The 25,969-nt window shown below is 29.7% G+C and carries 25 protein-coding genes; 7 read left to right on the top strand and 18 right to left on the bottom strand.

Going from position 1 to position 25,969, the window contains the following annotated elements; genetic code table 11:
• The 7 genes from AJ889_RS07105 to AJ889_RS07080 all read left to right on the top strand — a co-directional run.
• The coding region (locus AJ889_RS07105) for a bacteriophage T4 gp5 trimerisation domain-containing protein (protein WP_070293332.1) at positions 1–730 on the top strand (730 nt) is incomplete at its 5' end.
• Between the two features lie 70 nt (positions 731–800).
• Positions 801–1,508 carry a hypothetical protein gene (locus tag AJ889_RS07100; RefSeq protein WP_215425375.1) on the top strand — a complete coding sequence of 236 codons (708 nt, stop codon included), beginning with the start codon at positions 801–803 and terminating at the stop codon, positions 1,506–1,508.
• On the top strand, positions 1,492–1,665 hold the full coding sequence (locus tag AJ889_RS09460; protein WP_002873070.1) for a hypothetical protein: 174 nt from the start codon (positions 1,492–1,494) through the stop codon (positions 1,663–1,665). Before AJ889_RS07100 ends, AJ889_RS09460 begins: the two co-directional genes overlap by 17 nt.
• A 15-nt stretch (positions 1,666–1,680) precedes the next feature.
• Positions 1,681–2,541 (top strand): hypothetical protein, encoded by an 861-nt coding sequence (locus AJ889_RS07095; protein WP_002873071.1) that lies wholly within the window; start codon positions 1,681–1,683, stop codon positions 2,539–2,541.
• Positions 2,529–4,481 (top strand): hypothetical protein, encoded by a 1,953-nt coding sequence (locus tag AJ889_RS07090; protein WP_032585102.1) that lies wholly within the window; start codon positions 2,529–2,531, stop codon positions 4,479–4,481. The genes AJ889_RS07095 and AJ889_RS07090 overlap by 13 nt, the downstream gene beginning before the upstream one ends.
• Positions 4,474–5,721 carry a hypothetical protein gene (locus AJ889_RS07085; protein ID WP_032585104.1) on the top strand — a complete coding sequence of 416 codons (1,248 nt, stop codon included), beginning with the start codon at positions 4,474–4,476 and terminating at the stop codon, positions 5,719–5,721. The genes AJ889_RS07090 and AJ889_RS07085 overlap by 8 nt, the downstream gene beginning before the upstream one ends.
• Complete coding sequence (locus AJ889_RS07080; RefSeq protein ID WP_032585107.1) at positions 5,702–6,970, top strand: hypothetical protein; 1,269 nt, start codon at positions 5,702–5,704, stop codon at positions 6,968–6,970. The genes AJ889_RS07085 and AJ889_RS07080 overlap by 20 nt, the downstream gene beginning before the upstream one ends.
• A 1,067-nt stretch (positions 6,971–8,037) precedes the next feature.
• Here the strand turns inward: AJ889_RS07080 and AJ889_RS07075 are convergent.
• From AJ889_RS07075 to mapA, 18 genes are all read right to left on the bottom strand, one after another.
• Positions 8,038–8,487, bottom strand: a complete 450-nt coding sequence (locus tag AJ889_RS07075; protein ID WP_074484714.1) for a hypothetical protein — start codon at positions 8,485–8,487, stop codon at positions 8,038–8,040.
• A gap of 15 nt (positions 8,488–8,502) precedes the next feature.
• The gene (gene ccsA, locus AJ889_RS07070) at positions 8,503–11,748 is read right to left on the bottom strand and encodes a cytochrome c biogenesis protein (RefSeq protein WP_032585111.1); all 3,246 of its coding nucleotides are present in this window, start codon (positions 11,746–11,748) and stop codon (positions 8,503–8,505) included.
• A 17-nt stretch (positions 11,749–11,765) separates the two neighbouring features.
• Positions 11,766–12,461, bottom strand: a complete 696-nt coding sequence (locus AJ889_RS07065; protein ID WP_002852965.1) for an ABC transporter ATP-binding protein — start codon at positions 12,459–12,461, stop codon at positions 11,766–11,768.
• Entirely contained in the window at positions 12,448–13,218 is a 771-nt protein-coding gene (locus tag AJ889_RS07060; RefSeq protein ID WP_002853599.1) for an ABC transporter ATP-binding protein, read from the bottom strand. Before AJ889_RS07060 ends, AJ889_RS07065 begins: the two co-directional genes overlap by 14 nt.
• Complete coding sequence (locus AJ889_RS07055) at positions 13,215–14,267, bottom strand: branched-chain amino acid ABC transporter permease (RefSeq protein ID WP_002853049.1); 1,053 nt, start codon at positions 14,265–14,267, stop codon at positions 13,215–13,217. Before AJ889_RS07055 ends, AJ889_RS07060 begins: the two co-directional genes overlap by 4 nt.
• Positions 14,267–15,163 carry a branched-chain amino acid ABC transporter permease gene (locus AJ889_RS07050; protein ID WP_002852952.1) on the bottom strand — a complete coding sequence of 299 codons (897 nt, stop codon included), beginning with the start codon at positions 15,161–15,163 and terminating at the stop codon, positions 14,267–14,269. Before AJ889_RS07050 ends, AJ889_RS07055 begins: the two co-directional genes overlap by 1 nt.
• 18 nt (positions 15,164–15,181) lie before the next feature.
• A complete protein-coding gene (locus AJ889_RS07045; protein WP_002852953.1) occupies positions 15,182–16,291 on the bottom strand; it encodes an ABC transporter substrate-binding protein in 1,110 nt (369 codons plus the stop codon).
• 21 nt (positions 16,292–16,312) lie between these two features.
• The gene (locus AJ889_RS07040) at positions 16,313–17,428 is read right to left on the bottom strand and encodes an ABC transporter substrate-binding protein (RefSeq protein WP_002859183.1); all 1,116 of its coding nucleotides are present in this window, start codon (positions 17,426–17,428) and stop codon (positions 16,313–16,315) included.
• 30 nt (positions 17,429–17,458) lie between these two features.
• A complete protein-coding gene (locus tag AJ889_RS07035) occupies positions 17,459–17,893 on the bottom strand; it encodes a c-type cytochrome (protein ID WP_002853050.1) in 435 nt (144 codons plus the stop codon).
• Between the two features lie 8 nt (positions 17,894–17,901).
• A complete protein-coding gene (locus tag AJ889_RS07030) occupies positions 17,902–18,093 on the bottom strand; it encodes a mini-MOMP protein (protein WP_002853004.1) in 192 nt (63 codons plus the stop codon).
• A 52-nt stretch (positions 18,094–18,145) separates the two neighbouring features.
• On the bottom strand, positions 18,146–18,652 hold the full coding sequence (locus tag AJ889_RS07025) for a YqhA family protein (RefSeq protein ID WP_002852919.1): 507 nt from the start codon (positions 18,650–18,652) through the stop codon (positions 18,146–18,148).
• Positions 18,653–18,660: 8 nt separating this feature from the next.
• Entirely contained in the window at positions 18,661–19,692 is a 1,032-nt protein-coding gene (locus AJ889_RS07020) for an aspartate-semialdehyde dehydrogenase (protein ID WP_002859182.1), read from the bottom strand.
• A complete protein-coding gene (gene flgR, locus AJ889_RS07015; protein WP_032585112.1) occupies positions 19,692–20,993 on the bottom strand; it encodes a fla regulon two-component system response regulator in 1,302 nt (433 codons plus the stop codon). Before flgR ends, AJ889_RS07020 begins: the two co-directional genes overlap by 1 nt.
• A gap of 56 nt (positions 20,994–21,049) precedes the next feature.
• On the bottom strand, positions 21,050–21,499 hold the full coding sequence (flgQ, locus tag AJ889_RS07010; RefSeq protein ID WP_070293330.1) for a flagellar assembly protein FlgQ: 450 nt from the start codon (positions 21,497–21,499) through the stop codon (positions 21,050–21,052).
• The gene (gene flgP, locus AJ889_RS07005) at positions 21,475–21,990 is read right to left on the bottom strand and encodes a flagellar assembly lipoprotein FlgP (protein WP_002859181.1); all 516 of its coding nucleotides are present in this window, start codon (positions 21,988–21,990) and stop codon (positions 21,475–21,477) included. The genes flgQ and flgP overlap by 25 nt, the downstream gene beginning before the upstream one ends.
• Positions 21,991–22,058: 68 nt before the next feature.
• A complete protein-coding gene (gene gyrA / locus AJ889_RS07000) occupies positions 22,059–24,647 on the bottom strand; it encodes a DNA topoisomerase (ATP-hydrolyzing) subunit A (protein WP_032585115.1) in 2,589 nt (862 codons plus the stop codon).
• 40 nt (positions 24,648–24,687) lie between these two features.
• A complete protein-coding gene (locus AJ889_RS06995) occupies positions 24,688–25,263 on the bottom strand; it encodes a ComF family protein (RefSeq protein WP_002853564.1) in 576 nt (191 codons plus the stop codon).
• Positions 25,260–25,904: an outer membrane lipoprotein MapA gene (gene mapA / locus AJ889_RS06990; RefSeq protein ID WP_002852941.1), complete on the bottom strand. Its 645-nt coding sequence runs from the start codon at positions 25,902–25,904 to the stop codon at positions 25,260–25,262. Before mapA ends, AJ889_RS06995 begins: the two co-directional genes overlap by 4 nt.
• Positions 25,905–25,969: the final 65 nt, after the last annotated feature.

The raw sequence follows: 25,969 nt of genomic DNA, 5'->3' as shown, positions 1-25,969 counted from the left end.
TGAACTTACCCTCTCAAATATAAAAGATAAAGAACAAATTTATTTAAAAGCCCAAAAGGATTATGATGAATTAGTACAACATAATTTCACTCAAAGAATTTTAAATGATAAAGATTCTATAGTGGATGGAATTTATAATGAAAGGATTAAAAAGGTTCATACTCAAACCATAGACTTAGCTAAAAATGTCAATGTAGGAGGAGAATACTTAACTAATGTAGGCTTATCTAAAGATACCATAGTAGGATTAAGCAATACCTTAAATGTAGGAGTAGATAATAAAGTAAGAGTATCTAAGAATTCTAGCGAATATGTAGGAGAAAACAAAGATATAGAAATAAGTGCTAATCAAAACACTATTATCCATAAGGATGAGATAAGAAATGTGAAGGGAAATAAAAAGGAGGTGGTTGAGGGGCATTATGATATTAATGTCAGTGATAAAACGCAAGTGTTAAGCGAGAAAGAGATGGATTATAAAAGCAAAGATAATATTCTTTTTACAAGTAATGAATCCATAGGATTTGAAAGTGATAAAAATACAAGCATGGTAGCTGATAATATCACAACTATTCATGAGTTAAAAGCCGATAGCGAGGCGACTATACAGGTAGGAGAAACAATTATTAATGCAAAACCTGATTGTGTTATCATTAAAGCAGGTGGAGTAGAAGTAATTATAGACTCTAATGGACTTGTGGTTAAAGGTGGAGAGCTTAAAGCAGAGTAAAGGATAAACAATAAAAAAACCTTTTTACAAACTTAAAAGATTTTATATACCTTGTGGTGTGCTTATAGCTTTGATTATTTTTATAAGCTTAACTTATCATTTTTTACAACGACCTTTAGAGCTTATCTTTTGGGATAGATATTATTATGAAAAAGAATATCAAAATGCTAAAGATATGTATAAACTATTTAAAAGTAATGAAGAAGAATTTAAAAAAGTTTTTAAAGAGCAAAACTTAAATGAAGAATTAAAAACAAATCAAAAAGAATTGTTAAATTATATGCATCATTTCAAAAGAGATTCTAATTTTATGCAAATTTTAGGTTTGGATAATGCTTATCTTAAAGCTCTTAGAGATAAGACAAGTATATTTGGAAGAAAAAGTGAAAATAATCTTAATTATTTTTATCTTGCTTCTAATAGCACTACTAATTTAGATGAAATGAATAATTTTATAAGCATTATAGATAAATATATCATTTTTATCAATAAAATAGATACATTGCCTGACACTTATACACTCATGAAAATAGCCTTTAACGCTGATTATTTTCTTTTTAATCTCGTCCCATTTGCTTCAAACTTTATTTGCTCTATACCGCAAAAAGAACAATTATTAGAAAATATGATAAATTCTTATGAAAAAATGGATTTATTATACAAAACAAAACTAAAAACCGAAATTCAAGAAATGATATACCCAGCGATATATGCAACAAAAAAACTTAATCATTTCATAGATATTGCCAAAGGAAGATTAAATGCATGTGGAAAATAATTTAAGTCCTGAAGATAGACAAGGTATAGAAAATTACCTTATTATTTTAAATACGATAAGTTTTCTAGGCGATTTGAATATAAAATATAACAATCATAATGCAAAGATTAAAAATTATTCTAGTGGTTATTGTAAGTATTATTGTAAAATAGCTTAGATTTTAGGATTATAAATGAAAAAACTTTTTTATAGACTTAATTTTTTATTTAATACAAAATTAAAAAAATTAACTTGGATTGTAGCTATATTATTTATCGGATATAAATTACTTTTTTATACCGAAATTAAAAATGGTTATGTAAAAGTGACTTTACGTCCTATAGTAACACTTAATCAAGAGGGTTATTGCATAAAAGAAGGTAGAAGATTAAGCCAAAATGAATTATTTGAAAGAGCTACTAAAGATTGGCTTGAAAAACTTTATAACCAAGCACATGATCCACTAGTTATGAATGCAGATGGAGATTGGCTTGATATCACTAATTGCTATTATTCAAGCAAAGAAAAAGCAAAGAAAGGTTTAAATTGTCAATTTTACAGCAACGGCAAACAATTTGGTATCGATGATATTGCAAAACAAATTGATCTTAATAAAAGCCAAGAAGAAAATATGCAAAAAATAATGCAAGGCTTTAGCATTGTAAGACCTTTTGAGGAGGAAAAAATTTTAACAGATGATTTAGAGCTTAAATATTCTTTACTCTTACAAGATAGGTTAGGTGATTTTACTTTTATGCCTTATGATATTAGATTTATTGTCGTTGGTGGTGATACTGGTTATTATTCAAAATTTGGTTATTCTGTTTTTGCTTTAATGATACAAAAATATTTTATTGGAAACGACCATGACTTTAAATTTAAAAAAGGCACTGTAGAATATTGGAAAAATAAAGATAATAAAAACAATCATGAATACATATATTATCCCATTACAAATTGTGGCGAAGTTGAAATGCGTTATGACTTTGATCCTCCTGGATTATATTATCAATTATTTCATGATATGCAATGGAGGGATGAATGGCATCGTTAAATTTAAAAGGCGATTATGGAGTAGAAATTTTATCCTATTATCTTTGGGGGCAAAGCACACCGCCAAGTGATTTAGCCAGAAAAGATAACCGTGTGCTTATAGGTAAAGATTATCAAGCAAGAGATGAAAAAGAAATAATCATACAAGCTTCAGCACTTGATTATATGAAATATGTAGATAGATATACCAATGCTACAAATTTTGGGATATTTCAAAATTTTTTCAAAAGTGTTTTTAGTGAAAAAGAACTTGGGGAATTTAAAGATAAAATAGAAAATGAAACATATATTTTAGAATTAGACGATATCATAAAAACTAAGGTATATGGAGGTGTAAATCCGTTTCTTGATGAAGATAATAAGAATAAAGATAAAAGCACTAAAGATAAAGAAAATAATGAAGAAAATAAATACGAAAAATACGATGAAAATAAAATGGCAGTTAGAATAATTCATTATTATTTAGATACAAATTCAGGCAATTATGCTAAAAGAGCTTTTGCTTTTGGAAGCACAAGTATAGCATTTAATAAAGATGTAAAATTTCATATTAGTGCTAAAACTTATGAACCTGTTTGTATTTCCAATCTACAACTTTATCCTTTAAAGGATAATTTTGATTTTGAAAGTGATAGCAGTCTTGCAGAATTTGTAAATTTCTTTCTAGAAAAGGAATTAGATCCCTTAAAAATAGGTAGAACGGTTAATATTCATTTTATAGATCAAGAAAAGATTACACCTATGGTTATTTATAAAAGAGTATTTCAAATACTTCAAAACCAATCTTTTAATTCTTTAACTCCTTCTATAACTTCACTTCGTGAATATTATAAAACCCGTATCCTGCCATCTGGGGTATTATATTTGCAAGATGACAATACAAACTCTCAAACCAATTTAGAACAGACTATCCTCTACAACAATACAAGTTTTAACAAAATTTCAAAAGAACCCTTAAATGAATCCTCATCCAGTGCTAAAGAACCTTGCTTTATCACTTTATATTTAAAAGATGAACACAATAAACCCATTGCTAATGCTAAAATCATTATCAAAGGTTTTAAACATGATGAAGCTTTAAGAGTAGTTAATCTAAAAAGACGCAGTGATGAAAAGGGTAAAATAAGATTTGATAAAGAAAAGTATTTTAGTGATTGTTATAGCTTTAAAGTAAAGCTTGATGAAAGTGAAGCTTATTTTCCTACTCCTTTACAAAATGCTAAAAGGATATTTAATAATTATACCCATCACAAAGTTGGACTCATACTTAAATTTAAAGCAAAAGATCATTTAGTTTATGATGGATTTAATCTCTATCATTATAAAGGAAATGAATTAATTAATTCTTATATGGCAAGAAGTGGTACTGCTAAGGCAGATAATGAAAAAAGAAGTAAAAAGCAAATTGCAAATTATTTTTACCAAGATGAAAAAGATACAAGTAAAGGTAAAAAAGCTTATTTTTATTATGATGATGAAAGTATTAAAGATAGATTTGGCACTTTGCCTGAAGGAGAATATTATTTAAAGATTAATGAAATAGCTAAAGATACTAACCCTAGCTTTTTAAAAGATTATCCCTTTGAAATAGGAAAAACTTGGGGAAAATGTTGTGTAAGATTATATACCAATAAAGAATGTTCTAAAACTTTTAAAGAAGTAAAAATAAAAGAAAGTAATGAAAAAGAAAACAAAACAAGCAAAAAAGATAAAAAAGAGCAAAGCATAATAAAAGATAATCTATATCTTTACTCTATCAATGAAAAGGGAGAATTTGGCAGTAATGGTAGCATAGGTATGGCACAAGCACAGTTATTAGAGGATTTAAGTAAGCAAGCTAAGTTTGTGCAGAGTGAGGGGGAAAATATAATCTCACTCAAAGTGGCTTACCCTGAAAAAATAGATAATAAAATTATATTTGTAGGAAAAGTTTATGAATAAAACACTAATATTTCATGAAAATTCCCATATTGATTTAAATGCTTCTTTTGCACCAGGGACTTATATAGAATTGCAATTAGAAAAAGAAAGCGATAAAACGCTAAATTGGAGTTATGTAGAGTGCAATAGTGAGAAAAAAATGCGATCTTTGTTGGATGTTGATTGTCGTTCTATTGAGGCTAAAGATCTTAAATTTATAGCGAGTTTTAAAGGTAATATTTGTGGATTTCATTTACCTATAAGTAGAGATAATGAACCAATAAAAGATATAAAAGATTATAAATATTACATCATAGTCTTTGCTTATGATGAAAAAAAGGCTATACCTAGTTTAGAAGATTTTCATATAGTTATAGATATGAGCTTTAGAGTAGGAGTTGGAAGGGATGAGGATGTAAAAGAAAGCAAACTAAGGAATGATTTTAATAGTGATATAATTCAAACAAATTGTATTTTTAGTGTTCTTGAGGCTGTAGAGTTTTTAAAAGCTTGCCAAAGTTTTAAAGAAAAAGCAAAAGAAACAAATAATTATGAATTTTTTAAAAATTATCCCCAACTTGCAGGAAAAATTGCTTATATTTATTATAGATTTGATTTAGCTAATGAAAAATTTATTAAAAGTGTAAGTGATGGAGATAAGTATTTAAAAGAAAGAGAGAAATTTGTTAAAAAATTTATAGATGTTTATTCTGATGAGAAATTTTTTATCATACCAAGCTATAAAGCAAAATTTAGTGAATTTTCAAACAAAAGTGATGAGGAAAAAATTATGTTTTTTCAAGAATTTCTTGAAGATTTGGTAAAAGCTTTTGACATAGAACCACCAATTCCAACTATTTATAAAGAGTTTAAACAATACAATAACGGATCTTATAATAGTGTAGGAAAAAAAGCATTATATTTGAATTTAAAAAACAAAAAAGAACAGATATTATCAACTTTTTTTCACGAATTTAGACATTTTTATATTGATAAAAATAATTCTAAAGAAATAAAAAATCAACATACAGAAAGCATTTTTAAACTCATATATTCTAATGGATATTTTAAATTTGAAAATGTTGTTATGTTTTGGGCGTATGATAAAAAATGCATAATTAGTAATAATTATACAGATTGTGTCGGAGTTAAACCTTATAAATACAGTATATTTTCAGATAAGCCTGCAATTTATTGGTTTTCTCCAAGTGAAAGAGATGCGAGAATAAGCACATTTTATTTTGAAAAATATAGAGGTTGATATGTTAGAAGTAGCCATAAAGAATATATTTAAACATAAAGATTTCTTACAAACCAGAAAAGAACCTTATGCTATTTATTTAGCCATAAATACAAACATAAAAAGTTATAATAATATTTGTCCTAGCGAGAAATATTTTTGGAAATTTAATGATATGAATGAGCTTGAATGCTATAATCCAAAATTTGGCATATATCTTGGTAAAATTGTTTTTGATAAAAAAGGCAACAAACTCATCCCAAAATACATACCCGCTAAATTTGAAAATTTAGAAGAAGAAGTTAAAAAGATAAAAAATCCTTTATGGCTTGCTAATAAAAATCCTAATTATATTAAACCTAAATTTTATGATGGTATGGGTGGGGGTTATTATTTTGAAAGTCCAAATAATTTAGAGTATCAATGTAAAATAGAAAAAGACACTCAAATTTTAAGCCAAGAACAAATCATTTCCTATGTGAAAGAACTTTATAGTAAAAACACAATGATAATAAAAAATTATATTGATGCAATCAATAAAAATCATGGCATAAAACCTTTCGTATTTAATGATGAAATTTATGATCAATTAGGAGAAGTTGGCATTCTTACAAAAGAACAAGCTAATAATTTTAAAGATAAAAGTTATATTAAAAAAAATCCAATATTGCTTGCTATGCTTGATTATTTAGCAAAACAAAATAAAAAAGATGAAGATTATTTAATCACTTTTGATGATGAGTATTTTTATGCTGATTTGGTTTGGAGTTTAAAAGATTTCTTATTAGAGCTTTCTTATGGTTTGTTTCAAGATGAAACCAAGCTTCTTTTTAATCCTGCAGCTTATATGGATGACACAAAAATAGATTATAAAAATTTAAACGAAGAAATAAATAAGCGTTATGAAAAAATATTGCTTGATATGGGATTTGAAGGAGAAAATGGTTATTTTAATGATTATTATGATTATAGCTTTGGCAATAATGGTATTTTTAAATTTAACATATATGATTATTTTGCTTATGATGAAATAGGAGTGCGCCCATATGTTTCTCCTAGAAGCCCTTTTTATAGCCCTAATTTTGTCTATTCTGATGGAAATTATCACGGAGATGCAAAGCTTATCCCTTCTGCTTTAGGAAAGTATTATTTTGAGCTTTCCTATCAGAAAGGAGTTTATATAGAACTTTTACGCCCTTATTATCCAAGCATAAAAGATTTACCAGAAGGTTGGGACAATAAAATGCTAGAAAAAGCTAATTTAAAATAAATATGAGCATCCGTGAATAAACCCTTCTACAAACTTAAAAGATTTTATATACCTTGTGGTGTGCTTATAGCTTTGATTATTTTATAAGCTTAACTTATCATTTTTTACAACGACCTTTAGAGCTTATCTTTTGGGATAGATATGATATATCGAAATTATCTATTAATAACGAAGAGAAAAATTTTAAAACAATGAAAACTGTGATTACTTCTACTTTCGCTAACACTTAGAAGTAGGAGCTTCCTAACTAAAGCCAAGTATTCTTAGCTAGCTCGAAAGGCTTCTTGTTTATAGCTTACACCTAAATTTTCATATAAAATATTAAAACTGATACAAAAATCTTTCATAAATTGTTTCAGAAGTTAAAGAGTTTGTTTGGTAAATTACATTAAGGGTTTAAGCCGCAGGCTGACCCCCTACGGCTAAATTGTGAAACCCCTGAAAGGAGGTAACTCAATGAGGCTCATAAAACTCATTCTAGTGGTTATTATACTGCTTTGTTTATTTATAGTCAAGGCATATTAACCAAGCGCCATTTTGGGGAAACTAGAGTGGGTTACCTGCGGTATCAAACAAACTTTTAACCAAGCTTATCTCCTTTATATTGAATTATTTTATTTTTTAATTTATATTTTTCTTGCTTATACTAAAAGATAAGATTCAATTATAAACAAAATGTATTAAGAAGCTAAAGAGTTTGTTTGGTATAATTATAAAAGGTAGATGCCAAAGGGCTGCAACCCTTTAGCGTTAATTTACCGCCCAGAAGGGAGGTGATTAAATTGCTAAACAAAATTATAGTAATAATTATACTACTTTGTATAATTATAGTCAAGTGTTATTAACACTTGACTTCCCCTTTTTTTAAAGGGGAGCTATAATTTTCCTTTGGCTTACCAAACAAACTTTTAACTAAACTTCTCTTCTTCTATTGATTTTCTATATTTGAAAAATTTTATTTTTTAAAAAGTATATGTTAAAGTATATGTTTTTTGTATTATTAATTTTTCAAGTATGTTCTTTTGGTTATTTTAACTATAAATCACAGTCCTCTTGAGCACACCATATTATTTATCTTCTTTAATTTTTCTTTTAGCTAATCCCATATGCTCGTAAGCATCAATTTCTTTTTTGTAAGATCCAGAAATTTTCTTAAGTTCTTTATTTAAGTAACTTACTGTTTGTGCACTTGCATTAATATTTGCAGCCAAAGCAGAAACAAATTCTAGTTTCTTTTTTGCTGCTTCATCTAATTCTTTAGAAATTTTTGAACCAAGTTTATGTGTCTGCACATAAAGTTTGGCAAGTTCTTTTAATTCAATATCCGTTAGTTTAACATCGGAAGCAGCAATTATCATTTTATCTAAGTCTGTATCAAATTTTTTAGTCTTTTCAGCTACATGCTGCTTTTGGCTAGTTTTTTGCTTTTTAATTGTTTTTTTGCCATCACTTGTAATAAGATAAGCAATCACGCCTAAAAACAATAAAAGCGCTAAAGCAGCACAAAAAATAACCAAAAAAATATGGTTCATTTAAAGTTTGCCCACAAAATTTCGCTTCCTTCTTGCAAAAAAAGCTAAAACCACCATCAATGCAAATCCCCAATAAACATAATTAGGAATTTGAGCCGCTTCGCCTGCAGCGTAAGAATGAAGTCCTGTTAAAAAGTAATTTACTCCAAAATAAGTCATAATAATAACCCAATAAGCAAACATACTCCATAAAGCAAACACAAATTGATTACAATATTTTGGAATCATTCTAAGATGCAAAATTGCTGCATAAACCAAAATGCTAACTAAAGCCCAAGTTTCCTTAGAATCCCAACTCCAATATCTCCCCCAACTTTCATTTGCCCAAATTGCTCCTAAAAAATTTCCTACAGTAAGCAAACAAAGTCCAAAAATCATTGCCATTTCATTAATTCTTGTAGCCTCTGTAATATTTCTCAAAATATTAAGATTATATTTTCCATCTTTCTTAAGAAAACACATCAAGAACAATGTAAAGATACCAAGTAAGGCACAAAGTCCTAAAAATCCATAACTAGCAGTAATAACAGATACATGAATACTAAGCCAATAAGAATTAAGCACAGGAACAAGATTTGTAATTTGCGGATTCATTTCGCTTAAATGCGCAACCATTAATACAACACCAGATAAAATAGAAGTTAATGACAAGGCTATAGGACTTTTTCTGGAGAAAAATATACCCGACAAAGACAATGCCCAAGCTATATACACCATACTTTCATAACCATTACTCCATGGAGCATGACCTGATAAATAAGCACGAAGTCCAAGACCTACTGTATGAATTACAAAAGCTAAAACATTTAAAACATATACCACTTTAAATATAAAAGAGATTTTTAAATTCGGTACGACCATTTTAGAAAAAACAAGAATCAAAAGTAAAAAACCCGCAATTAAATATACAGGAGCGAGTTTAACGAAAATTTCAGCCTTATTAGAAAAAATTTCCATTTCAACCTTGGTTTTACTAGGCATGACTTTATATCCTATTTTTTCTTGATATTCTTTGATAAATTTCAAGCCTTCATCAGCTCTAGTCCAATTACCATCTTTAAAAGCATTTTCCACGGCACTAAAATAATTCTGTATTAAAGCCAAAACAATATGCCCTTCATCCCCCTTAAGAGTAGTTACAGCAGAAAAAGGTGCAAGCCAAACATTATTTGGATTATTTTGAACAGGAATAAATTTAAATAATTCACCACTAAAAACTAAATTTACAACATTAGCTCTTTCATCTAGTTTTATAATTTCCTTATCAAAAACTCCTCTTGCATTTGGGTTTTTACGATTTGCATTTTCAACATATTTTTGAAGTTTATATCGGTTATTCTCATCAAAGAAATCTTTATAAGAAATATATTTAGCACTAGGAATTTCTAAAATATTTGCAATAGCATCACGAACTGCTTGATTTTGTGGCATTAAAATAAAAGGTTCCATTTGCCATTTATCTACATCAACGAGCATGGAAAGCATAACAGCGTTAGAATTTTGACCCTTATAGCTATCACTTTGATGAATTTTTTCTAAAATTTCTCTTGATAGCGTATCAAAAGGCACCATTCTTCCATCTGCTGATTTTTGAACTATTAAAGTGGCAAGAGCTTTAGCATGATTAGTATTTACCACAGGTAAGGTCGAATTTAAATCTTGAGCAAAAGTCTTTTCAGAACCAAAAGATAACAATAAAATAAAAATAATCACACTTGTATGTTTTAAAGTGTCTTTATTAATTAATCTTGCCAAAGTTCTAAATCTAGAATGTGGATTTAAAAAATTCATAAACATTCCAAGACAAAGCAGAAAATAACCTATATAAGTTGGTATTTTGCCCGGATCTTTATTTACAGATAAAACAGTCCCTTTTTCATCTTGATCATAAGAACTTTGATAAAATCTATAGCCATCATAATCTAAAACATTATTCATAAAAATTCTATAATCAAAATTTTCATTATTATTTTTTACGGTAATTTCACTTGCATAAGAAGCTGGAGACATAGAACCTGGATAACGATCTAATACAAAATCTCTTAAATAAATATCAAAAGGCAATTGTTCATAAGAAAGTGCCCAAGAAATAAAGAATTTTTGACCTGCAAGTTCTATCATAATAGGTTTATTATATTCAAAAATATAAAATTCTTTATTTTCATTTTTATAGCTTAATTCTAATTTCAAAGCATTAGAGCCAGTTAATTCTAAGTTTTTATTCTCATTGCTTAAGGCAAAATCTTTAAAATGCAATAATAAAGAATTTTTCCAATTTTGAGGCTCGCCAAAAGTAGAAATCAACATAGTTCTACCCACTTCTAACCAAGCAGATTTAAACCATAACCAAAAACTTTCATCTTGAGGTCTATTGGAACCTTCTAAAGCTTCTTGCGCGTGCAAAGAAGCAGCTTTAACTACAAAGCTGATATCATTAATTTCATAGAGTCTTCTTTCCTTAGCATTTGCCTTTTCTCCAATTTTAAGGTCTAAATTTTGTCCATCTAGCATACTTAGAAAATGTAAGTTTTCACTTGAACTTAAAGTTAAATTTTCATCAATTTTTACAAAAGGTGCTTTAACATTATCATTCATAAAAGCAAAGTTAACCCCTTCTATATTCTTAACTTCACCTTTTTCAAATTTAACATCAACACCTTGAGATCCTTTTTGAGAAAGCATCAAAACCAATAAAGGATCAGAATTATTATTTTCTTTATAAGTATAATGAGCATTTAAGATTAAATCTTTATATTTTAATACAGCTTGATCATCACCTAAATTAAGTTTTAGTTTAAAAGAATTAGCAAAAGGCAAATTTCCTATATAACGATCATTAACCGCACTATAGCGTTCTCCATCTTTTATAGCAGAAATACGCAAAGAAGTCTTAGAACTTTCTATAAGTGAATTTTGAGTATGCTCTCTAATAGGTAAAATACCTTCAAAACCAGCATATCTTGTCATTGCAGAACCCACTAAAATAAATAAAAAAGAAATATGAAAAATCATTAAAGGTAATTTTTTAAGCCCAAACATTTTATAACGAAACATCCCGCATAGTAAATTAATACCAAGTAAAAGTTGTATATATTCAAACCAAAAAGTATCATAAACCATTGCCCAAGCCGTAGGAGTTCCATAAGCACTTTCAATAAAAGTTGCCAAAGCACAAAAAAGCGCAAAAAGCAAAAACAATACAACCGAAACTCTTAAATCCCCTATGCTTTTTATTATATTTTTCATTCTTTTTCCTTTAAATTTTAAAGCCCTAAATATTTCTTTCTAATCTCATCATCACCTATTAAATTTTTAGCCTCGTTTTCCATTACAATGCGACCATTTTCCAAAACATAAGCATAATCACTTATTTTTAATGCAGAATAAGCATTTTGCTCTACCAAAAGAATAGTTATACCCTCTTCTTTTAAACGCACAATAATATCAAAAACTTCACCCACAATCTTTGGAGCAAGTCCCAAAGAAGGCTCATCCAACATCAAAAGTTTTGGTTCACTCATTAAAGCCCTTGAAATCGCAAGCATTTGCGCTTCCCCTCCACTCAATGTTCCAGCTAAAGCATGCTTTTTACTTGCAAGTCTTGGAAAAAGTTTATACATTTGCTCTCTTAAATGCTCATAATTTTCAGCATTATTAAAAGCACCTATTTTTAAATTTTCCTCTACGCTTAAATTAATAAAAACACGCCTTCCTTCAGGAACTAAAGCTATACCTTTTTGAACTAAAGTATGAGTTAAATGCCTTTTAGTATCATAACCTAAGAAATTAACCTCACCAGTTCTTTTAACTGAGTTTAAAAGCGCATTTAAAGTTGAAGTTTTACCTGCTCCATTTGAACCTATAAGAGAAACAATATGACCTGTTTCCACTTTAAAATCAATCCCTTTAACAGCTTCAATTAATCCATAATAAACATGCAAATCTTTAACTATTAGCATCAAAATCCCCTAAATACGCAGCAATTACTTCTTTATGATTTACAGCATCGCAAAGTTTACCTTCAAAAATTGTTTTTCCATAATCAAGTACCAATACGCGATCACACAATTTATTTACAAATTTCATATCATGTTCTATAAGCAAAACGCTAATTTTATAATCTTTTCGTAATTTAAAAATGAGCTCAGCAAGTTCATCACTCTCAGAGCTATTCATCCCAGCGGCTGGCTCATCAAGCAATAATAATCTTGGTTGAGTAGCCATTGCTCTTGCAATCTCAACTTTTCTTTGTTGTCCATAACTCAAGCTAGTAGCCTTTTCATAGGCAAATTCTGCAATACCAAGTTCTTCTAATATTGCATAAGCCTTCTCTTTAAATACTTGTTCTATTTTTCCAAAACGCCCTAAATGCAAAAAGGCTTCAAAAATATTATATTTCATTTGTTTATTAAAACCAATAAGAACATTTTCAAGCACATTCATGCTTGAAAAAAGCCTAATATTTTGAAATGTTCTAGCTATTCCTAAATGCACAATCTTATGAGGTTTTAAGTGATCAATTCTTTCTCCTAGAAATTCAACCGAACCTGAACTAGGTTTATAGTTACCTGTTATAATATTAAAAAGAGTTGTTTTGCCAGCCCCATTAGGTCCAATTAAAGCAAAAATTTCACCCTCATTGATTTTAAAAGAAGTTTCATTAATAGCCTTAACACTACCAAAACTTTTTGAAATTTGTTTTAATTCCAAAATCATTTTTTGCTCCTTTTAAAACGCTTTTTAATCCCTCTAATCACATCACTCAACTCATAATAACCCATTATGCCTTTTCTTGCAAAAAGCATTACTAAAATCAGAACAATAGAAAAAACAACCATTCTAAGCCCTGGCGTTGATTGGATATCAAGATTTAAAGAATCTATTTTTATATTTAACTCATCTAAAAATCTAAGCCACTCACTTCCACCAATAACCAATATCGCACCTATAATAGCACCTGTAGTAGAACCAAGTCCACCTAAAACAATAATAATCAAAAGCTGAAAAGTAAGTAAAAAATCAAATTGAGTTGGAGATACGGTAGTCAACAGACAAGCTAAAAGTCCGCCACCTACACCTTCTAAAAATGCTGAAGTGCTAAAAGCTAAAGTTTTTATCCAAAAAGTATTTATTCCCATAGCGCTTGCAGCATCTTCATCATCTCTTATAGCCTTCATTGCACGACCATATTTAGAATAAACTATATTTAAAATTAAAATAACCGCTACAATAGCAATACCACCTGTCCAATAGATCGTGGAAAATTGTGGAATATCTACCAGCCCTCTTGAGCCATTAGTAATAGAAGGAAAATTAATAGCAGCTATTTTAATAATTATTCCAAAGCCTAAAGTTACAATAGCCAAATAATCCCCTCTCACGCGAAATACAGCAAAAGCCAAAATCAGGGCAAGTAAAGATGAACAAATTCCAGCCACAATTAAAGCTAGAATAAAGGAATTTGAATGGATAGCTAAAATAAAAGAACTAGGACCATCTAAAAAAAACTGATCATTTTTTGCATCAGCACTTAAAAGAACTAAAGCAGCCGCATAAGCTCCAATCGCAACAAATCCATTGGGTTCTAGTGAAAATTGTCCAGTTACACCATTAATAAGATTGTAACTCACAGCCAAAATAATAAAAATAGCAATTTGATTAACAATGTTTAATCCATAATCCCCAAAAATATAAGGAGAAATGAAAATAAAAATAATTGAAGCAATTAAAAAGATTAAATGTGAAACCTTAATTCTAACCATCATTAAAACCTACTCTTTTCAAAATTTATACCTAAAATTCCCGTAGGCCTAAATAACAATATAAACACCAAAAAAATAAAAGCAAATGCATCTTTAAAGCCTGATAAATCTGGAAAAAAAGCCACAACAACAACTTCAGTAAATCCTATAATAAGTCCACCCAAAACTGCACCTACTACAGAACCTATACCTCCTAAAACTGCAGCAGCAAAAGCTTTTAAACCTATTAAAGTTCCCATAGTAGGTTCAACAGAGTAATAATTTGCAGCCCAAAAAACACCCCCAACTGCTGCCAAAGCTGAACCTAGGGCAAAAACTATAGCAATAATACGATTTGCATCTATACCCATTAAATTTACTGTTTGTATATCAAATGCCAAAGCACGAATAGCTATACCATATTTGCTTTTATACAAAATCCATAACACTGCTATTAAAATAACAAATGTAAGAGCAGGAACCATTAAAGAACCATAAGTTGTTATCACTCCACCAAAATTAACACTTTCCTCAAAATAACTTGGTGGTGTAAAAGTTCTAGGTGTTGAAGTAAAAAGCATATTAAAAAGATTTTGCAAGAAAAAACTAATACCGATTGCTGTAATCAACAATGAAATTCTAGGAGCCTGTCTTAAAGGTTTATAAGCGATTCTATCTGTAGCTATTCCAACACAAGCAGCAAAAATCATTGCTAAAGACAAAGCTCCTAGAAAAGGAACATTTAGATTAGTCATGCAAAAAAGAGCCGCATAAGCACCAACCATCATAATATCGCCGTGAGCAAAATTAATAAGTCTTAACACGCCATAAACCATAGTATAGCCAACAGCAATAAGGGCATACATACTGCCCAAACTAAGTCCATTAACAAGTTGTTGTAAAAATAAAGTAGAATCCATAATCTTTCTATTTTTCCTTTAAGGATTGATAATATCTTTATAATTTTGCTTCTGATTTTTAATTTCTTTAACCACTACAGAACGAGTTGCATTTCCTGTTTGATCAATACTGATAACACCAGAAACACCTTGATAATTTTTAGTTTGGTGAATTTTTTCATTGACACACTTACTAGTAAGATTTTCAACGCAAGCATTCATAGCATTTAGCATTACAAAATACGCATCAGCACCCATAGCCGAAAAATTTGGAACTTCTTTTGTTCCCTTAGCTTTTTCATAAACACTGATAAATTCTTTGCTTAATTTTGTAGTTGGATTATTAGCATCAAAACTATCTGTGAAAATATAACCCTCGCTTGCATCTCCAGCTAAACTAATAAAAGTTTGATCAGCAACTCCATCTGCAGAACCCATAGGAATATTTAAACCTGCGAGTTTTGATTGTCTTGCAAATAAAGAAGCTTCACTATAATAAAGCGGTAAAAAAATAAATTCTGGATTTAAACTTTTAACTTGAGCTACAATAGCTCTAAAATCTTTATCACCTGAATTAACTCTTAAAATTCTAAGAATTTGACCACCATTAGACTTGTACTGTTTTTCAAAAGCTTTTGCTAAACCTAAGGAATAGTCAGTGCTTTGATCTACTACAATAACAGCACTTTTGTAATTAAGTTTTGAAAAAACATATTTTGCTAAAGATGAACCTTGAAAACTATCCATAAAACATACTCGAGAAGAATATATTTTTTTATCAAGCAATCTATCACCAGTTGCAGCAGGAGCGATCAATGGAATTTTATTATCTTCTGCTACGCGCATAACTTGCAATGTATTAGCAGTAACCATTTCCCCTATAAGGCCTATAACTTTATCTTGAGAAACTAAACGATTTGCTCCACTCGAAGATTCTAATTTATCACCTTTAGTATCAATAATAGCAAGAGAAACCTTATCTCCATTACTTAAAGCTGATTGCATTGAATTTGCAAGTTTAATCCCTTCTAGTGCGCTTTGTCCATATGCTGCAGTAGCTCCGCTAAGCGGTAAAACAACTCCTATTTTGACTTCCGCAGCACTTAAACTTAAACTTAGAATACTTGCTAAAATTAAACTTTTTTTCATTCTCTACCTTTATTTTAGTAATTATGGATTTATAATTGTTTTATAATTTTGTTTTTGATTTTGAATTTCTTTAATCACAACAGAACGAATGGCATTACCGCTTTCATCTATGCTAATCACACCACCAACAGCTTGAAAATCTTTAGTTTGATGAATTTTGCTATTAATACATTCGCTGCTAAGATTACCAACGCAAGCATTCATAGCATTTAACATTACAAAATACGCATCAGCCCCCATAGCCGAAAATGCTGGAAGTTCTTTTGTTCCTTTAACTTTCTCATAAGCTGCAACAAAATCTTTTCCTAATTGTGTAGATGGATTGTTATAATCAAAACTATCAGTGAAAATTACTCCATTAACAGCACTTCCGCCAAGATCTATAAAAGTTTGATTATTAACACCATCTCCTGCTGCTAAAAGTTTATCAAAACCAATTTGTCTTGCTTGTCTCGCAATTAAAGCAGCTTCAGGATGATAAATAGGCATATAAACAAAATCAGGATTTAAACTCTTAAGTTGAGAAACCACAGCTCTAAAATCTTTATCTCCTGAATTAATAACAAGTTTTTTTATAATTTTCCCACCATTATTCTTAAAAGAATTTTCAAAAGCTCTTGCCAAACCTAAGGAATAAACATTGCTTTGATCTATGATGATAACAGCATTTTTAAGTCCTAAATCCTTAGATACATAAGTAGCAAATTTATCTCCTTGAAAACTATCTTTAAAACAAACTCTACTTGCATATTTCTTTTTATCTAGCAATTTATCTCCAGATGCCACTGGAGCTATTAGGGGAATTTTTTTCTCTTCTGCTATAGAAATAGCTTGAATGGTATTTGGAGTTGTAGCTTCACCAATAATCCCAAGGACTTTATCTGTTGCTATTAAACGATTAACTCCATTTGAAGTTTCAAGCTTATCTCCTTTTGTATCTATTGTGATAAGTTTAATAACATCTCCATTTGAAAGTTTTGGCTGTAGCTTATTAGCCAGTTCAATTCCGTTAAAAACATCTTGCCCATAAGCTGCCACAGTTCCAGTTAAAGGTAAAACTACTCCTATATTAATATCCTTAGCATATAAGCAATTTACCATAGTTAAAACACTTAAAGTTAAAGTTAGTTTTTTCATAGTATTCCTTTTAATTATAGTTTTTACATTTTATTTTAGAAATATATTATGTTTTGTTTTTTGCGCAGGTTCTTCTTCAAGAAGATCTTTTACTTGCAAATCAAGCGCAAAATTTCCACCTTTAATATAAGCAATAATATTATCTATATCCTCGTGGCTTAAATTTCTAGCATAAAAAGCCATTTGAGAAGCTGTTGTAGAACTGCTACTATCAAGAGTATAACCTATCAAAGCTCCTTTAATATCCTCAGGAGACATATCTTTTAAAATTCTAGATCCTATAACACTCTTTTCAGCATTATCTCCATGGCAAGTATTGCATTTATTTTGAAAATACAAAGCCTTCGCTTTTTCCATATCATATTGCTTATTTGCATCAAAGGTATAAGTAAAAAATGATTTCAAGTTAATACCAAAAAGCGCAACAACAAATATTGAACTAATAAACAACCAGCGTGCAATCATGATTTTCCTTATTTTATTGTAATTTCTGTTTGTGTTTTATTTTGATATCTATGTGTTTTTTTGTTGTATTTTTTTTCTTTTTTAATATCATAGCGATAACGAACAGTCCCTGAAACTTCTATATCTTTAAAGACTTCATCTAACGGAGCTGCAAAAACAAAATGATTTAAAATCATACCAATTAAAAATATTTTTTTCATTTTTATTCTTTAAACACAAAAAAACGATTATATCAAAAAAAGATAATCCTTGTTAATGACCACCTTTGTGTAAAAAATAAAGTCCTACACAAAGAGCTAAAATCGATCCAGCAAGAAAAGCCATATCCACAGGAGTAGCAAATTTCATCTGTAAAACCCTTTGAAAGAAATTTACCACTAAGACCATAATGATAACTTTTGCAAGCTTGTCTTTTAATTGATCTAAGCTATGCACCTCTAAAACCTTGCTTTGTTTTGTTTGTTTAAATTCTTCTATTTCGCTGATAAAAAGCTCATAAACTCCAAAAGAAAAAATAAACAAAACTAAAGCCATAAGATAAAGATCAACAGCTCCTATAATTAAAGCCACCACATCCTCATGCAAATCCACATTAGAACCTGCATCAAAAAAATAATTATAAGTATAAAATATAACTTTTAAAACATCATAACTTGCAATAAAAAACAATACAAAAGCTCCAATTAAACCAAAAATTACGGGTAAAATTGTAACAATACGACTTCTAACAAGTAAAGATTCAAATATTTTCTCTAACATTTTTTTCCTTATTTATTTTTTAATTCTAACCATTTTTGCGCAATACGCACAGCATTTGTTGCAGCACCTACACGAATTTGATCCGCCACACACCAAAGATGGAGTATTTTTTTATCATACACATCAGCACGAATTCTTCCTACATAAGTTTCATTAGTATCGCTAGTCATTAAGGGCATAGGGTATTTTTTATTTTTAGGATCATCTATGACAATAACACTTGGTGCTTTTTCTAAAATTTCTTTAGCTTTTTTTACATCTATTTCTTTTTCAAAATGCATAGTAATGGCTTCGCTATGACTTCTTAAAACAGGCACTCTTACACAAGTTGCCGAAACTTCTAAATTTTTATGTAAAATTTTTTGAGTTTCATTGACCATTTTAAGTTCTTCTTTAGTGTAATCATTATCCATAAAAACATCAATTTGTGGAATAAGATTAAGTGCCAAAGTATAAGGAAAAGTTTGAGGTTCAAATTCATCAAGTTTAAAAGCAAAAAAACTTTGCATGGCTTCAACCAATTCTTGCATTCCTTCTTTTCCTGCTCCACTTGCAGCCTGATAGGTACTTACATCAACACGCTTTAAATTAAATGCATCATTTAAAGGTTTTAAAACTTGCACCATTTGTATAGTAGAACAATTTGGATTAGCAATAATCCCTGTTTTTTTCCAATCTTTAATATCCTCAGGATTGCATTCAGGAACCACCAAAGGAACATCTTTTTCCATTCTAAAATGACTTGTATTATCAATTACAATAGCACCTGATTCTACTGCAAATTTAGCATATTTTTCACTCACACTTCCACCTGCGCTAAAAAAAGCAATATCAATAGGATTTTCTTTAAATACATTTTCGGTAAGTTCTTTGACTTTATAAGCTTTGCCTTTAAATTCTACTTCACTACCTACACTTTTTGCACTTGCTAAAGGTAAAATACTTTCCACTGGGAAATCAAGTTCATCTAAAACATTTAAAAGCTCTTCCCCAACCGCACCAGTAGCACCCACAATGGCTATTTTTTGTTTTTTTGACATTACTTATCCTTTATTTGATATTTTTTAATTTTTTCATTTAAAATTTTTATATCCATACCTAAAATTTGAGAAGCTTGATCCTTGTCATAATCTACACTTAAAAGAACTTCACAAATCAATTCTTTTTCTAAATTCTTTACATCTTTTTTTATACTTCTAGCTTCTAAGAACAAATCTTCACTTGAAATTTCATCATTTTCACTTAAAATACAAGCTCTTTGTACAACGGATATTAATTCTCTAATATTACCAGGAAAATCATATTCAAGTAAAGCATTTTTAGCTTCTTGACTGAGCTGTTTTTCCTTAAAATCATATTCTTTACAAGTATCTTCTAAAACCTTTTGAGCTATACCTAAAATTTCTTCTTTACGCTCTCTTAAAGGCGGGATATTAATAGGAACAGTGTTTAAACGATAATATAAATCTGAACGAAATTCGCCATTTTTTATTTTTTCATCCAAATTTGCATTAGTTGCACTGATAATTCTTACATCTATTTTGATGCTTTTTGTACTTCCAAGTCGCGTAATTTCTTTTTCTTGCAAAGCTCTTAAAAGTTTGGCTTGAATTTCATAAGGCATTTCGCCAATTTCATCTAAAAATAAAGTGCCCTCATTAGCCATTTCAAAAAGCCCTATTTTAGTTGCATTAGCATCAGTAAAAGCACCTTTTTCAAAACCAAAAAGCTCACTTTCAATCAAATTTGCAGGAATGGCCGCCATATTAATAGCAACAAAAGGCTTATTAGAGCGTTTAGAACGAGTGTGAATATAACGAGAAAATACCTCTTTTCCTACTCCACTCTCTCCAAAAAACATTACAGAGGCATCAGTTTTAGCCGCTTTTTGACTTAAATTTAATGTTTTTTCTAAATTAGGAGAAGTTGAAAAAAAATCTTTATTTTCTTCTTTTTTTTCATTTTTTTTGCTTTTTTTATCGGCTGTTTTTTCTCTTATGATTTTAGCACGCTTAATAGCCTCGACTAAAGTATCAACATCAAAAGGCTTGGTTAAAAAATCTTTTACTCCCAAACGAACCGCTTCTATAGCACGGCTTAAAGTAGCATTTCCTGTCATAATAATAAAATCATATTTATTTTCACAGGCTTTAACAAATTCTATGCCATCAATTCCTGGCATATTAATATCTGTAATAATCAAATCTGTATTCTCATCTATTTTTTTTAAAGCTTCAGTAGCAGATTTATAAGATTTAATATTAAATTCTTCATACTCTGCTAATGCAATTTCTAAGGATTTGCGCATATTAATATCATCTTCTACTATGACTAAATTCATCCTAAGCCTTTTAAAAAATTTCTACTATAGTATCCAATTTGCGCTTAATTTTGAATTTACTTTTTTTTAAGATAATAAATTATCGCATTTTGTTCGCCAAATTCCACGGTAAAACGCAAGGGTAAAATTTTAACATAAGTTTCACTTTGAGCACGTAATAAGTCAGTATTAACAATATCCTTAACACTGATTCTAGCCCCTATAAAGCAATCGCTTAACTCATCTTTATGAGAATTTAAAAAATTAAATTTAATTGTTTTTGGCATATTATCATCAATCAATCCTAAAGAAGTTCGAGGTACAACTTTTAAATCTTGATCACTATAAGAAATTTCACATACCCATTGTTCTTCAACATTTTCGCTTTGCGTCATTGCTAAGGATAAATTTTGATTTTGATGAAAGAGAATGAAATTTTTACTAGAAAGCTCTGCCCAAAAAATAAATTCATCTTGGGCAAAAAGCTTAAAGCTAAGAAAGATTAATAAGCAAACAATTCTTTCCACTTGTCTGCATCGATTTTAAGTTCTAAGTTTACCCTATAAAGCCCTTGATTAAAATTCTGATCAATAATACTTGCATTTTTTATCAAACCATTTACTTGCGCAGTAATAGTTGAACTTCTAAGCATTGCATCTTTTACGGTGTCTTTACCATTCACTTTCACACCATAAAGCTTACTTGCAAGCTGTCTGTAAGCATCTGTAATCGCTGCTCTTTTTGCTAAAGCTAGGGCTTGAGCAGTAGAAACTGTATTCATCGGAGCAATCCCTTCACCAACTGCTGTAAAACTAAGTTCCGTTTCGCTAGCATCTGGAGCCAACATTTTTTCTTCTCTGATAATATCACGCACATCATCTTTATCGACTTTTTGCACGATAACATCTTGAGATGGGGCAGTGCTATTTGCACTTGAATTTTTAGTTGCACTGTTTGCACTTGATACACAACCAGCGAAAATTCCTGCTATTGCTAGCATAAAATAAATTTTTTTCATTTTTACACCTTCAAAATATTGTAATTAGTAAAAAATAAAAAGCAATAAGCGTTCCAACTTTAAACTTATTACAAATCTAAACCAAAGTTTTCATCGCTTAACTCATCCTCATCATTTTCCTCTTTAGGACACTTAGCGATGCTAACCACCTCGTCATTTTCCACATTAACTACAATGACACCACTCGTATTACGCCCTGCTTTTCTAATGCTTTGCATATCAACACGTATCATCTTGCCTGAACTTGTAAGAGCCATCAAATCCATAGTTTCATCTACTATAACTACGCTAATAAGATCTTTGGTTTTTTCTGTAAGTTTCATACAAATTACACCCTTACCACCTCTGCTTTGCAATCTATATTCTCCAGCATTTGTGCGTTTTCCTATACCTTTTGCACTTATGCTTAAAATTTCTTGCTCATCATTTTCTATAACAACTGCACCTACTAATTCGTCATTTTTCTCTTTAAACTTAATAGCCGTCACCCCACGACTTACACGGCCGATTTCACGCACTTTAGCAAGTGGGAATTTGATACACATACCTTTTTTGGTTACTGCAAAGAGCATTTTACCTTGTGTGCTTACACTTTCTTCATTTTCAAGATTTTCATCATCTAAATTTTCAATTTCTTGATTTTCTAAATTTTCTTCACCACCAGTGGCAAAAATTTCATCTTCATCTCTTTGAACAATAATAGCAGTTACCAACTCATCATTTTCATCCAAGTTGATCGCTCTAACTCCTACACTTCTGATATTTTGATATTCACTCAAATTTGTACGCTTTACAATACCATTTTTAGTAAAGAAACATAAAGATTTACTCTCATCAAAATCCGTGGTTGGAATAATAGCCATGATTTTTTCTTCAGCTTGTAAATTAATAAGATTTACCACTGCTTTTCCTTTAGCCGTTCTTGAGCCTTCAGGAATTTTATAAACTTTAAGCCAATAAAGCTGTCCACGATCTGTTACAAACATAAGTGTATCATGTGTATTTGCCGTAAAGAAACTTTCTATAAAATCATCATCATAAGTCGTAACGGCTAATTTTCCTTTTCCGCCTCGTTTTTGCTTTTCATATTGTTTACTAGGCACACGCTTAATATAACCACGATGCGTAATAGTTACAACCATATTTTCATTAGGAATCAAATCTTCAATATCAATATCATCATAATCATCTTCAATTTGAGTAATACGTGGCACATCAAATTTACTTCTAATTTCTTTTAATTCATCGCGAATTAAATTTTCAAGCAAGGTTTCACTTTTTAAAATTTCTTCAAGTCTTGCAATTTCTTTCATTAATTCTGCAAGTTCATTTTCGATTTTTTCTCTTTCAAGTCCTGTTAAACGACCAAGTTTCATATCTAAAATAGCATTCGCTTGAAGCTCACTAAGACCAAATTTAGCTACCAAAGAATCTCTTGCGGTATTATTATCAGAACTATTTTTAATTAAAGCAATCACTTCATCTATATTATCAAGTGCAATTTTAAGACCTTCTAAAATATGAGCTCTTGCTCTTGCCTTTTGAAGTTCAAAAATCGTTCTTCTAATAATAACTGTTTTTCTATGGGTTAAGAAAAGATTTAAAAGTTCTAACAAAGAAAAAATTTTAGGTTCTTTATTGTGAATTGCCAACATAATCACACCAAAAGTACTTTCCATAGTAGTAGATTTAAATAGATTGTTTAAAACAATTTCACTCATAGCCTCACGTTTAAGCTCTATAACAACGCGGATTCCTTCTTTATTGCTCTCATCTCTTACTTCAGATATTCCTTCAATTTGCTTTTCTTTAACAAGCTCTGCAATCTGCTCTATAAGCCTAGCTTTATTGGTTTGATAAGGAAGCTCATCTATAACAATAACATCTTTATTTGTCTTTTTTTCAATATGAGTTTTAGCGCGCACTTTCACGCGACCACGCCCTGTGCGATAAGCTTCTATAATACCTTTTTTACCATAAATTATTCCACCTGTTGGAAAATCTGGACCTTTGATAAACTGCATAATCTCTTCTAAGCTTGCATCTTTACTATCAAGCAAATATAAAAGTCCATCTATCAACTCATTTAAACTATGAGGTGGGATGTTTGTCGCCATACCTACAGCTATACCACTTGAACCATTTAATAATAAATTTGGAACCCTAGAAGGTAAGACATCAGGTTCACTTTCTGAACCATCATAATTTGGAATAAAATCGACCGTATCTTTATCTATATCTTTTAAAAGCTCATGAGAAAGTTTACTCATTTTTGCTTCAGTATAACGCATCGCAGCAGCGCTATCACCATCTATAGATCCAAAGTTGCCTTGTCCTGTAATACTTGGATATCTCATAGAAAAATCTTGAGCCATTCTAACCAAAGCATCATAAACTGCTATATCTCCATGTGGATGATAACGACCTATAACAGCACCCACTATACGGGCTGATTTGACAAAATCTGTTCTACTTTTTGCCTCATCATTTTGCATAGCATATAAAATTCTTCTATGAACAGGCTTTAAACCATCTCTTGCGTCAGGCAAAGCACGACCTATAATAACACTCATAGAATAGTCTAAGTAACTACCTTTTATAGAATTTTCTATATCTACAAGTTCAATATCAGAATCTTTGCTAAAAATATTCTCCATAAAAATCCTTCTATTAGTTCAAAGTTTTGATTATAGCATATTAAACTTTTGCATCAGCTAAAACAAGAGCAAAAAGTACAGAAATTTTATTTTCTTCTAAAACTTTTTTAGCTTCCAAAAGGCTAGAACCAGTCGTTACAATATCATCTACTAAAATTACAGGTTCGTGAATGGTTTTTAAGAGTTTGTAATTTCTTTTATGTTTTTGACGAAATTCTAAACTTTTTCCAGAATATTTAATATGATTTTGTGCTTTTAAAACATTAAAAACAGGTTTTACAAATTTTGTTTTAAGATATCTAGCTAAAATAGCAGAATGCGAATAAAGCATATCTTCAACCTTATCATCTAAAGCTATAACATTAATTGTCATTCTAGGATCAAAAAAATCTTTAAATTTTGCAAAACTTAATTTAGCAAGCATTTTATAAACAAAATAACCATAAAAATAATGTTTAGAGTGAAGCAAGTGTTGTATTTCATGGTATTTATAAAAAGAATAGACTTTGAAATTATTATCAAGCTTTCTTACATTTAAGGAAAATTCAGAAAGCTCTAGCTCGCATAATTCACAAAAGCAGAGCAGAGCAAAAGCTCCGCAATTTATACACCTCAAAGTTCAGAGATTAAACTAGCTGCTTTATTTGCCATTTGTTTTATTAACAAATGAGTATAAAAAGTTGTTTCTTTTAAATCATCAAAACCTTGTACATCTTGCTTGGTGCGGATTGTAAATTTCTTATTTTTATTTATATCACTAACTTGTAAAACTCCTACTAGTTTTGAATGTAATCCTATAGCATCTTGAGTTGCTCCATAAGATATAAATTCTAAATCAATCTTACTCACATAAGGTGAATTTTGATCGTTATTGTCAAGCACAACTATTCCTCTAGCTTCAAGTTCTTGTTTTAAATAAGTATAAAATACCGCATTAAAATTCACATCAACAAATAACTTTTTCCCTTTAGCATTTAAAACCTTTTGCCCTTCTTTTAAATCATAAAATCTATGTAAATAAACCTTTTTCAAAGCAATACCAGTGTCTAAAGTGCGTTTATTGGCACAACATTGAATTCCAACATCGCTAATGTATAAAAGCCCTTTAATCTTTGCTTCAAAACCACCAGGACTTTCACAAGAACTGCATTGAGAATTTTTAGAAATTTGATTAACTTGAGCAAAAGTATCTTGTTTAGTTGCACAAGCACTCAAAAATAAAATAGGCACTATAAAAATCAAAAATTTTTTAAACATTTTTTCTCCTTAGAAAATTATTTTAAAATTGTATTAAAAATACAAGCAAATTTCAAGCCAAGTTT

Origin of the sequence: Campylobacter sp. BCW_6468, from assembly GCF_001762865.1 — a bacterium.
In the GTDB taxonomy this organism is placed as follows: domain Bacteria; phylum Campylobacterota; class Campylobacteria; order Campylobacterales; family Campylobacteraceae; genus Campylobacter_D; species Campylobacter_D jejuni.
This window is presented reverse-complemented; position numbering and strand designations above follow the sequence as displayed.

Excerpts from the sequence above, each read along its gene's own strand:
- AJ889_RS07050 (WP_002852952.1), bottom strand. The coding sequence starts at position 15,163 with ATGGATTCTACTTTATTTTTACAACAACTTGTTAATGGACTTAGTTTG.
- AJ889_RS07085 (WP_032585104.1), top strand. The coding sequence starts at position 4,474 with ATGAATAAAACACTAATATTTCATGAAAATTCCCATATTGATTTAAAT.
- AJ889_RS07095 (WP_002873071.1), top strand. The coding sequence starts at position 1,681 with ATGAAAAAACTTTTTTATAGACTTAATTTTTTATTTAATACAAAATTA.
- AJ889_RS07035 (WP_002853050.1), bottom strand. The coding sequence starts at position 17,893 with ATGATTGCACGCTGGTTGTTTATTAGTTCAATATTTGTTGTTGCGCTT.
- AJ889_RS07030 (WP_002853004.1), bottom strand. The coding sequence starts at position 18,093 with ATGAAAAAAATATTTTTAATTGGTATGATTTTAAATCATTTTGTTTTT.
- AJ889_RS07090 (WP_032585102.1), top strand. The coding sequence starts at position 2,529 with ATGGCATCGTTAAATTTAAAAGGCGATTATGGAGTAGAAATTTTATCC.
- flgR (WP_032585112.1), bottom strand. The coding sequence starts at position 20,993 with ATGAATTTAGTCATAGTAGAAGATGATATTAATATGCGCAAATCCTTA.
- gyrA (WP_032585115.1), bottom strand. The coding sequence starts at position 24,647 with ATGGAGAATATTTTTAGCAAAGATTCTGATATTGAACTTGTAGATATA.
- AJ889_RS07020 (WP_002859182.1), bottom strand. The coding sequence starts at position 19,692 with ATGTCAAAAAAACAAAAAATAGCCATTGTGGGTGCTACTGGTGCGGTT.
- AJ889_RS07040 (WP_002859183.1), bottom strand. The coding sequence starts at position 17,428 with ATGAAAAAACTAACTTTAACTTTAAGTGTTTTAACTATGGTAAATTGC.
- flgP (WP_002859181.1), bottom strand. The coding sequence starts at position 21,990 with ATGAAAAAAATTTATTTTATGCTAGCAATAGCAGGAATTTTCGCTGGT.
- AJ889_RS07025 (WP_002852919.1), bottom strand. The coding sequence starts at position 18,652 with ATGTTAGAGAAAATATTTGAATCTTTACTTGTTAGAAGTCGTATTGTT.
- AJ889_RS07055 (WP_002853049.1), bottom strand. The coding sequence starts at position 14,267 with ATGATGGTTAGAATTAAGGTTTCACATTTAATCTTTTTAATTGCTTCA.
- AJ889_RS07060 (WP_002853599.1), bottom strand. The coding sequence starts at position 13,218 with ATGATTTTGGAATTAAAACAAATTTCAAAAAGTTTTGGTAGTGTTAAG.
- ccsA (WP_032585111.1), bottom strand. The coding sequence starts at position 11,748 with ATGAAAAATATAATAAAAAGCATAGGGGATTTAAGAGTTTCGGTTGTA.
- AJ889_RS07065 (WP_002852965.1), bottom strand. The coding sequence starts at position 12,461 with ATGCTAATAGTTAAAGATTTGCATGTTTATTATGGATTAATTGAAGCT.
- AJ889_RS09460 (WP_002873070.1), top strand. The coding sequence starts at position 1,492 with ATGCATGTGGAAAATAATTTAAGTCCTGAAGATAGACAAGGTATAGAA.
- AJ889_RS07045 (WP_002852953.1), bottom strand. The coding sequence starts at position 16,291 with ATGAAAAAAAGTTTAATTTTAGCAAGTATTCTAAGTTTAAGTTTAAGT.
- mapA (WP_002852941.1), bottom strand. The coding sequence starts at position 25,904 with ATGTTTAAAAAATTTTTGATTTTTATAGTGCCTATTTTATTTTTGAGT.